An 8,705-nucleotide genomic window follows, 5' to 3' on the forward strand; every position below is an offset into this window, starting at 1 on the left:
GGGCCGCGGGGACCGCGACCCGCTCGGCCCAGCTGCCTCCATCCGCGATGCCGAACACCCGCGTGCCCGGGGCCGGGCGGCCGGGGGCCGGGGCGGTGCCGGACGTCCCCTGATCCGCCACCACCCCGGCGAAGTCCCAGCCCGGCCGCCAACCCGCGTCCGCCACCGTCAGACGGTGCAGCTCGCCCCGGTTGACCGAGACCGCTTGCACGTCCACCAGCACCTCGCCGGCTCCGACGGACGGCTCGGGCACCCGGACCAGCTCCACCAGGCCGTCGTCACCCGTCGCGGACAGGGCTCTCATGATCCGGCCGGCCAGCGGGGAGGCGCTTCGGGTGCCCAGTCCAGCCCCTCCCAGTCGCTCCGGACGGGCGAGAACGCCTCGACGACCACCGCGCCGTCGGCACCGGCATGCACCTCGTGCGGCACGTCGGCGTGGATCCGCCACATGCCGCCAGGGCCGAACTCGCGCGACTCCGGACCGACGGTGAACCGCAGGGAGCCCGCCAGGCAGAGCCCGACCTGCTCGTTCCGGTGCCGGTGCGCCGGCACCAGGCCGCCGGGCGGGATCTCCACGACCGCCAGCGTGATCAGCTCGCTCTCGATGACCCTGGCGACGACGTCCTGCCAGATGCGCAGCGGCCGGATCGAGTCCAGGTCGCTCAGGGCGCTCTCCGTCCCGGTCCCCGTCCGGACCGGCCTGCTCGACTCGTTCACGCCTCCGCCTCCGTGCCGAATACGGGAGTGGTCCACTCGTGGTGCCGGTCGCCGCCCCGCCGCGCGATCGACGACAGTTCGCGCTGCAAGGCCAGCGTCGTCTCGCCCGGCCTCCCGTCGCCCACCGGGCGCCCGTCCACCTCGATAATCGGCGCGACCATGGCGGCCGTGCCGCACAGCAGAGCCTCGTCGCAGGCGTACAGTTCCGAGCGGTGGACACGGCGCTGGACGACGGTGACGCCGAAGTCCTCGGAGAGCAGCCCGGTCACCTGGCGGCGGGTGATCCCCTCGAGGATGTCGTCGGTCGCGGCGGGCGTGGCCCACTCGTCCCCGCGGCGCACCAGGACGTTCGACGTCGTCGCTTCGGCCACATGGCCGTCGGTGGTCAGCAGCAGGGCCTCGTCGAACCCGCGCTGGACCGCCTCCGTCTTGGCCAGCGCGGGGCCGACATAGCTCCCGATCACCTTGGCGCGGTTGGGCACGGCGACGTCCGTGCCGCGCCGCCAGGTGCTCACCATGCACCGGATGCCCCGCGGGTCGATGTAGTCGCCGGGCATCGGGGTGGCCGGGATGCACAGCCGGCTGCCCGAATCGTGCATCCGGACGGCGAGCTGCTCACCGGCCAGGAACAGCAGGGGGCGGACGTAGCTGTCGGCGCGCACGCCGTTCCGGCGCAGCAGTTCGCAGGTCACCGCCACCAGATCCGCGGGCGCGTACGGCAGCCGGAGACCGAGGATCCGCGCGGAACGCTCCAGCCGCTCGTAGTGCGCAGGCGCCTCCAGCAGAAAGAGGTCTCCCCGCTCCTGGTTCCACGTGGCCCGGATCCCCTCGAAGGTCCCCGTTCCGTACGAGACGACGTTCGCGAGAACACTCAGCCTCGCCTCATCCGACGAAACGAATTCACCATCGACGAAGACAACGCCGTAGGGCACGCCGAAAACGGCGGGATCTCGCGATCCGACTTCTGCTTGTACACTCACTGCATTGACCTCCCCTTCATCGAGGAACGCCTGTCAGCAGCACGTTAAGCCGGTCGCCGCGTTAAGCACAATCGAAGGCTTCTTAATCAAGCCTTCAGCATTCCTGTAGGCGACGCCATGCCGCTCCCCCGGGCACTGATCCTTGCCGAGAAGCACCGCGAAACCCGGCAATTTCCCTACCGTCGAGACGAATTGGCGAATTCAATATGAAGAGCGAGACCGCGGGCACCGCCGGAAAGCCCTGCACACACGACGGCGCGCCGATGCCCCTGTTCCGTGCGGGGCCCGGACGTCACACCGTCCGGCCCCCGCGCGGTGCGGCGTGCAGGTGCCATAGCAGGAGGGCCGTTCGCCCGCGGTGGCGGCCATCGCTGGAGCGAACGTCGACCCCGGGGAGATCGGAGATCCGGTCGATGCGATAGGCCACGCTGCTGTGATGCATGTGCACGGCGCTCGACGCGCTCGACAACGCTCTGGCCGCACTCGATCTGTACTTCGGGGCCGCGACGCCGCAACGACGGCTCGGCCCGGCATCAAGCGAGGTCTCCCCCATATGACACCGACTCCCTCCAAAGGCAGCGACGCCGCGTCCATCGCTGGCGCACGGACCACGGCGCCCGGCGATGACCACGATGAGACGACGCGGCATCCCCCGGCCGTGGTCGTCATCGGCGAGTCGGTCATGGACGTGATCGGCGACCCCGCCGGGAACGGCTCGATGACACCGGGCGGCTCCCCTCTCAACGTCGCCGTCGCGCTCGGACGGCTCGACGTCCCCGTCCGGTTCCTGACGGCGCTCGGGGCGGACGCCTACGGGGACCGGATCCTCGCCCATCTCCACGACGCGGGGGCCGACGTCGTATCCGCGGGACCGGTCGGAGCCGGCACACCGGTGGCCACGGCGAAACTGGCCGCCGACGGCTCGGCGCACTACGACCTGGAGTTCACGTGGGACCTCCGCCCGGACGTCCCCGTCGGCGAGGCCGGCCTCCTGCACGCCGGCTCGCTGGCGCTCTTCCTGCACCCCGGCGCCGGCCGGGTCGCGGAGATCCTGGCGGCCGCACGGCGGCGCGGGGCCGTGGTGAGCATCGACCCGAACATCCGGCCGTCGCTGCCCCCCCGCCGCGAGAGGTGCGGAGGCTTTTCGAGGACCTCTGCGCGCACGCCGACATCGTGAAGCTCAGCGACGAGGACGCGTCCTGGCTCTACCCCGACCTCGCCCCGGTGGACCTGGTCGGGAGGCTGCTGGGGCTCGGCGCAGCCCTCGTCGGGCTGACCACCGGGGCCGACGGCTCCCTGCTGGCGTCCGGCGACCACCGGGTTCAGGTCCCCGCTACCCCGGCACGGGTGGTGGACACGATCGGCGCCGGTGACGCCTACATGGCGGGCCTGCTCTACGAGATCGTCGAGCGGGATCTCGCGCGATCACTGCGCCGCCCCGGCGGGCTTCCCGACGACACGTTGCGGTCCATCGGCTCGTTCGCCGCCCGGATCGCCGGGGTGACGGTGACACGCCGCGGCGCGGACCCGCCGCGCCTGTCCCACCTCGGGTCCGGAGTCCCCCGCCCCGGCGCGCCGGCCTCGATGACTCAGGAGGCCAGATGAAGCTCACCCCCGCCAAACCTTCCCGCGGAGATCCCCTTCGGCATTCCCGAGGACGAACCGATGCGCGACGCGCTGCGCGACCAGTCCACCTTGTACACGCTGGTGGAGAAGGGGGCGGACGGCCCTCACCGATCCCGCCGTCCGGATCGTCTCGTTGACGATCACCGAAGGCGGCTACCACGTGAACCAGACCACGGGCGCGTTCGAAGCTGACGCGGCCGTCCTCGCCGAGGCGCGCGACGGCGCGCGGCCGACCTCGGCGTTAGGCGCAGGGAGTCGACAAGCAGGGGCGGCGGATCGACGTGGTGGACCGGCGCCGCGGCGACCTGGCGGCCCGAGCCTCCACAGCATCGGCGCACGAGCCACCGTCGAGAAGTGGGAGAGCCGCACTTGATGGCGGGCCGCAGCTCGCCGTCGACCGGGTGGAGGGCGGTCGGTGCCGGGCGTGGGTCCTTTGGCTGGATGTGGCTTTTTTGTGCGGGTTTTCGCGACGGGAGCCTGGCAATTTTGGGAGTTATCGGGGCGAATTCCTGATCATTTTAACGTGCCGTGAAATCGACGCCTGCCGCGTATGGATTTCGATTACCTTCCGTGTTCTCATTAATGGGCGGCCACGCTCCTCGGCGGGTCCGTGGCCTTGTGAAGGACGAGCTCGTCCGCAAGGCCGGTTCACATGGATCCGCACATGGGGGCAGGTGTGTCGAACGCGGCGCCGGTGGCACCGTCGGCCCAGAACGGCCTTTCCGTCGGAATCGCGACCACCGGCGGGCAATGGCTGCGCGAGACCTATGCGCTGACCGACGCCGAAATGGGCATCACCGCGCTTGCGCTGGAACCGGAGATCACCGGGCGGCCCTGGCCGGCCGTCGCCGACGCGCTGGCGGCGGTGCCCGGGGCGGAAAGGCGGCATTTCCAGGGCGACGCCCCGTTGATCTCCGAGCGGATCGTCGCGCTGCTGGGCGACGGGCCGTTGATCACCCGCCGGATGGCGCTCGACGAGCAGATCATCGACGTCCTGCTCGGGCAGCACGGGCTGGACCGGCGCCTCGTCCCCTACTGCGCGCTGACCGCGCCCCCGCCGGACCTGTGGGCGGAGGTGCCGCTGCCCGACGACGTTCGGGCCGGGCTGCTCGCCGCCGTCCGGGCCGCCTCACGCGGCCGGCTCCGCCTGCACTTCCGCGGTCCACCGGGATCCGGTCGGCGGACCACTGCCCGCGCCCTCGCCGGACGGCTCGGGATGCCGCTGCTGGCCATCGAGACGAAGCCCGGCCCCGACCTGATGTTCCACGTGCTGCGCGAGGCGGCCCTGCACGGGGCGCTGCTCTACGGCCCGGACGACCTGGCGTCCGAGATCCGCGACCACCCGGGCATCGCCGTGCTGGCGGGCGACGGTCCCGCGATGCCGGACGGCGCAGTCGAGGTCTCCTTCTCCCGCCCGTCCTACGAGGTCCGCCGCCGCGTCTGGACGGCCCGCCTGACCGCCGCCGGCATCAGCGCGGAACCGGCCGCCGAGCTCGCGGCCCGCTTCCGGTTCGGCCCCGGCCGGATCGGCGGGGCCGTCGCCGCGGCCGCAGCGGCCCGGGGCACCGGCGGCGCAGGCCCCGGACGCGAGGAGCTGTTCGCCGCGGCGCGCGCCCAGACCGGCCGCGAGCTGGCCGCCCTCGCCCGCAGGATCGAGCCGCTGCACACCTGGGACGACCTGGTCCTGCCGCGCGGCGAGCTGGACCAGCTCCGCGAGCTGTGCGCCCAGGTGACCGCGCGGCGGACGGTCTGGCACGACTGGGGCTTCGCGGCCGGGACCGCCCGGGGGCGCGGCGTCACGGCGCTGTTCACCGGCCCGCCCGGCACCGGCAAGACGACGGCCGCGGAGGTCGTCGCCGGGGAGCTCGGCCTCGACCTGTACGCGGTCGACCTGGCGGCGGTGGTCAGCAAGTACATCGGCGAGACCGAGAAGAACCTGGAGAAGGTCTTCACCGCGGCGGGCGAGACCGACGCGGTGCTGCTGTTCGACGAGGCCGACTCGCTGTTCGCCAGGCGCGGCGACGTCCGCGACGCGCGCGACCGCTACGCCAACATCGAGACGTCCTACCTGCTGCAGCGGATGGAGCACTACGACGGGATCGCGCTGCTGGCCACCAACCTGCGCCGCCACCTCGACCCGGCCTTCACCAGGCGGCTGCGGTTCATCGTCGAGTTCCCCGTTCCCGGCGAGCCGGAGCGCCGCCTCATCTGGGACCGCTGCCTGCCCGGGCGGGCTCCGCGCGGCGACGACCTCGATCTGGCCGAGCTGGCGGCGCGGTTCCCGCTCACCGGCGGCGAGATCCGCGGCGTCGTGCTGCGCGCCGCGTTCCGCGCCGCGGCGGCGGGCAGGCCGATCGGGCAGGGCGACGTGCTGGAGGCGATCCGCCGCGAGCACCGCAAGACCGGCCGGTTCGCCCCCGGGTCGGAGGGCTGATGTTCCAGGACCTCGACCAGACCCTCGCCAAGCTCGTCCAGGACGCCGCCGCCCCCGAGGCGCTGCGGGCCGCGCAGGTCGCCTTCGACACCCCCGACCGGGACTACCGCCCCGACCAGACCACGCTGGACCTGTTCCTGCACGAGATCGCCGAGAACCGGCTGCTGCGCGACGAGGCCCGGGTGATGGAGCGCACCGGCGACTCCGTCACGAGCCGGCCGCCCGCGCTCCGGCTCGACTGCGGCTACCTGGTGACCGCCTGGTCCCATCAGACGGCCGGGCTGCGGGCCGCCGAGGAGCACGCGCTGCTCGGCGCCGCCCTGGTCTGGCTGGCCCGCTTCCCCACCGTCCCGGACCGCTTCCTGCAGGGAACGATGGCGGCGCAGCCCTACCCGGTCCCGATGACCGTCGCGCGGACCGGGGAGGGGCGGGCGATGGGCCATTTCTGGAGCGCGCTCGGCATCGCGCCGCGGCCCGCGTTCGGGCTGACGCTGACGGTCGCCGCCGAGCCCTCCGACCAGACCACCACCACCCCGATCGTCAAGGACGTGCTGCTCAAGCCCGTCCTGAAGGCATGAGCCGCGGGCACGACCGCTTCGAGCGACAGGAGAGACGATGGCCTACGACACCATGGCCCCCGGGGTCTACGTCAAGGAGATCACCCAGGCCGGGCCGATCTCCGGGGTGAGCAGCACGGTCACGGCGTTCGTGGGGACGCCCGCGACGCTCCCGCCCGCCTCCGAGTCCGGCGTGCCGTTCCCGGTCACCACGTGGACCGCGTACGTCGCGAAGTACGGCGCCTACAAGGCGGGCCTGTCCCTGCCGTACGCGGTGAAGGGCTTCTTCGACAACGGCGGCGGCTTCGCCTACATCGTCCCGATCGCGGACCCCGCGGGGCTCGATCCCGCGCTCGGCCGCCTCACCCGCTACCCCGACGTGAGCATGGTCTGCCTGCCCGGGACGGTCACGGTGGCATCGCAGGCGAAGGTGCTCGGGCACTGCGACGCGATGGGCGACCGGTTCGCGATCCTCGACGGCGTCCAGGACCCGAACCCGGTGAACCCGCAGAGCCCGCTGCTGACGCAGCGGGCCGGCCTCGACTCCGCGAGCGGCCTCGGCGCCCTGTACTGGCCGTGGCTGGTCATCGCCGACCCCGCCGCGCCGGACGCGCGGCTCACCGTTCCGCCGTCCGGGCACGTCGCGGGCATCATGGCGCGCTGCGACGACTCCGTCGGCGTGCACCGGGCCCCGGCCAACGAGGCCGTCCGCGGCGCCCTCGACCTGGACTACCAGCTCAACGACACCGAGCACGGACAGCTCAACCACGCCGGCGTCAACGCGATCAGGCGGTTCCCCGGCGGCCCGCCGCTGGTCTGGGGCGCCCGCACCCTCACGACCAACACCAACTGGCAGTACGTGAACGTCCGGCGGCTGGTCTGCTACCTGGAGGACTCGATCAAGCAGGGCGTCCGCTGGGCGGTGTTCCAGCCGAACAACCTCGCCCTGTGGCGGGGCCTGGAACGCACGATCACCGAGTTCCTCACCCGGATCTGGCAGGCGGGGGCGCTGTTCGGGGCCACCGCCAAGGAGGCGTTCTACGTCTCGATCACCGAGGAGCTCAACCCGCCCGACGTCCGGGCCAGGGGCGAGGTGGTCATCGAGATCGGGCTGGCTCCGAGCCGTCCCGCCGAGTTCGTCGAACTGCGCATCGGCCTGTGGGACGGCGGCGCGTCCATCAGCGAGCGTTAAGGAGCAAGCAGTGCCCACCACCGGACAGCGGGTCGACCCGTACCGCAACTTCAACTTCCTGGTCGAGCTGGAAGGCATCGCCCAGGCGAGCTTCGTCGAGTGCGGCGGCCTCGGCTCCACCACCGAGGTCATCGAGAACCGGCAGGGCGGGGACAACACCACGTCCTACAAGCTGCCGGGCCGCACCAGCTACTCCGACATCTCGCTGAAGTGGGGCCTGACGGCGTCCACGGAGCTGTGGGACTGGCGGCAGCAGATCGTGATCGGCGCGATCGTCCGCAAGAACGGCTCGATCGTGGTGTTCGACCTGGACAACAGCACCGAGGTGGCCAGGTGGAACTTCGTCAACGCCTGGCCCTCCAAGTGGGAGAGCTCGGCGTTCACCGCCAAGGGCAGTGACATCTCCATCGACACGCTGGTGCTCGCGCACGAGGGGCTGACCCGGGTATGAGCGCGCTGGCCACCGAGATCGAGTTCGAGCTGCCCAAGGGCTACGTGGACGCGGACGGCACCCTGCACCGCGCCGGTGTGATGCGGCTCGCGACGGCGGCCGACGAGATCTACCCGTTGAAGGACCCGCGGGTCCGCAACTGGCCCGCCTACCTGGTCGTGCTGCTGCTGTCGCGGGTGGTCACCCGGCTCGGCGGGCTGCCCGAGATCAACCCCGGGGTGATCGAGGGCCTGTTCTCCGAGGACCTCGCCTACCTGCAGGACCTCTACAACCGCGTCAACGGGCTGGCGCCCGGCACGGCAGCCGTCGAGTGCCCGCACTGCGGGCGGGGCCACGAGGTGGAGGTGCCGCCGCTGGGGGGATGACCGGCTACCCCCTGGACCGGGTCCATCAGGAGGTGGCCTTCCTCGCACGGCACGCGCACTGGACCCTCACCGAAGTCCTGGACCTCGACCACGCGGCCCGCCGCCGCTGGGTGACCGAGGTCCTCGACCAGATCGCCCGGGAGGCGGGATGACGACGCTCGGAGAACGGCTCCAGGAGGCCGGCCGGCACCTGGCGGCGCGCCATGTGCCGGAGTTCCCGTGGACGGCGCCGCTGGACCCGGTGCTGGCCAGGGCGGCGCGGAACGCCGCGCCGCTCGCGGGCCGGTTCGACCGCGTCGAGCGGCCGCCCGACGGGCCGGCGCATCCGCCGGGCCCACCACCGAGAGCCCGGCCGGGCACCGGTCCCGGCCTATCGGCGCCCG

The 8,705-nt window shown here is 72.4% G+C and carries 13 protein-coding genes; 9 read left to right on the forward strand and 4 right to left on the reverse strand.

Annotated elements, in window-relative coordinates:
• The 4 genes from ABZ914_RS40620 to ABZ914_RS40635 form a co-directional block, all read right to left on the reverse strand.
• Window positions 1-304 (reverse strand): alcohol dehydrogenase catalytic domain-containing protein (locus ABZ914_RS40620; RefSeq protein WP_500199931.1); only part of this gene is annotated, 304 nt, incomplete at its 3' end.
• Complete coding sequence (locus tag ABZ914_RS40625; protein WP_500199933.1) at window positions 301-717, reverse strand: cupin domain-containing protein; 417 nt, start codon at window positions 715-717, stop codon at window positions 301-303. The genes ABZ914_RS40625 and ABZ914_RS40620, both read right to left, overlap by 4 nt.
• Window positions 714-1,649, reverse strand: coding sequence for a branched-chain-amino-acid transaminase (ilvE, locus tag ABZ914_RS40630; protein ID WP_500199934.1), 936 nt, complete (start codon window positions 1,647-1,649; stop codon window positions 714-716). The genes ABZ914_RS40625 and ilvE overlap by 4 nt, the downstream gene beginning before the upstream one ends.
• A 340-nt stretch (window positions 1,650-1,989) precedes the next feature.
• Window positions 1,990-2,346 (reverse strand): helix-turn-helix domain-containing protein, encoded by a 357-nt coding sequence (locus tag ABZ914_RS40635; protein WP_500199936.1) that lies wholly within the window; start codon window positions 2,344-2,346, stop codon window positions 1,990-1,992.
• Window positions 2,347-2,355: 9 nt separating this feature from the next.
• On the opposite strand from ABZ914_RS40635, the gene ABZ914_RS40640 reads away from it, so the two are divergent.
• From ABZ914_RS40640 to ABZ914_RS40680, 9 genes are all read left to right on the forward strand, one after another.
• Entirely contained in the window at window positions 2,356-2,874 is a 519-nt protein-coding gene (locus tag ABZ914_RS40640) for a PfkB family carbohydrate kinase (protein ID WP_500199938.1), read from the forward strand.
• Complete coding sequence (locus ABZ914_RS40645; RefSeq protein ID WP_500199939.1) at window positions 2,871-3,302, forward strand: PfkB family carbohydrate kinase; 432 nt, start codon at window positions 2,871-2,873, stop codon at window positions 3,300-3,302. The genes ABZ914_RS40640 and ABZ914_RS40645 overlap by 4 nt, the downstream gene beginning before the upstream one ends.
• A gap of 685 nt (window positions 3,303-3,987) precedes the next feature.
• Window positions 3,988-5,757 carry an AAA family ATPase gene (locus ABZ914_RS40650; protein WP_500199941.1) on the forward strand — a complete coding sequence of 590 codons (1,770 nt, stop codon included), beginning with the start codon at window positions 3,988-3,990 and terminating at the stop codon, window positions 5,755-5,757.
• Entirely contained in the window at window positions 5,757-6,335 is a 579-nt protein-coding gene (locus tag ABZ914_RS40655) for a Pvc16 family protein (RefSeq protein ID WP_500199943.1), read from the forward strand. Before ABZ914_RS40650 ends, ABZ914_RS40655 begins: the two co-directional genes overlap by 1 nt.
• Before the next feature lie 37 nt (window positions 6,336-6,372).
• Entirely contained in the window at window positions 6,373-7,506 is a 1,134-nt protein-coding gene (locus tag ABZ914_RS40660) for a phage tail sheath family protein (RefSeq protein ID WP_500199945.1), read from the forward strand.
• 10 nt (window positions 7,507-7,516) lie between these two features.
• Window positions 7,517-7,957 carry a phage tail protein gene (locus ABZ914_RS40665; protein ID WP_190851943.1) on the forward strand — a complete coding sequence of 147 codons (441 nt, stop codon included), beginning with the start codon at window positions 7,517-7,519 and terminating at the stop codon, window positions 7,955-7,957.
• Window positions 7,954-8,322: a phage tail assembly protein gene (locus ABZ914_RS40670; protein WP_190851941.1), complete on the forward strand. Its 369-nt coding sequence runs from the start codon at window positions 7,954-7,956 to the stop codon at window positions 8,320-8,322. The genes ABZ914_RS40665 and ABZ914_RS40670 overlap by 4 nt, the downstream gene beginning before the upstream one ends.
• Window positions 8,319-8,474 carry a DUF6760 family protein gene (locus tag ABZ914_RS40675; RefSeq protein WP_387020397.1) on the forward strand — a complete coding sequence of 52 codons (156 nt, stop codon included), beginning with the start codon at window positions 8,319-8,321 and terminating at the stop codon, window positions 8,472-8,474. The genes ABZ914_RS40670 and ABZ914_RS40675 overlap by 4 nt, the downstream gene beginning before the upstream one ends.
• A partial coding sequence (locus ABZ914_RS40680; protein ID WP_500199948.1) for a hypothetical protein occupies window positions 8,471-8,705 on the forward strand: 235 nt, incomplete at its 3' end. The genes ABZ914_RS40675 and ABZ914_RS40680, both read left to right, overlap by 4 nt.

Source organism: Spirillospora sp. NPDC046719, from assembly GCF_040645715.1.
GTDB lineage: Bacteria > Actinomycetota > Actinomycetes > Streptosporangiales > Streptosporangiaceae > Spirillospora.

Excerpts from the sequence above, each read along its gene's own strand:
- ABZ914_RS40635 (WP_500199936.1), bottom strand. The coding sequence starts at position 2,346 with ATGCCGCGTCGTCTCATCGTGGTCATCGCCGGGCGCCGTGGTCCGTGC.
- ABZ914_RS40650 (WP_500199941.1), top strand. The coding sequence starts at position 3,988 with ATGGGGGCAGGTGTGTCGAACGCGGCGCCGGTGGCACCGTCGGCCCAG.
- ABZ914_RS40655 (WP_500199943.1), top strand. The coding sequence starts at position 5,757 with ATGTTCCAGGACCTCGACCAGACCCTCGCCAAGCTCGTCCAGGACGCC.
- ABZ914_RS40660 (WP_500199945.1), top strand. The coding sequence starts at position 6,373 with ATGGCCTACGACACCATGGCCCCCGGGGTCTACGTCAAGGAGATCACC.
- ABZ914_RS40670 (WP_190851941.1), top strand. The coding sequence starts at position 7,954 with ATGAGCGCGCTGGCCACCGAGATCGAGTTCGAGCTGCCCAAGGGCTAC.
- ABZ914_RS40675 (WP_387020397.1), top strand. The coding sequence starts at position 8,319 with ATGACCGGCTACCCCCTGGACCGGGTCCATCAGGAGGTGGCCTTCCTC.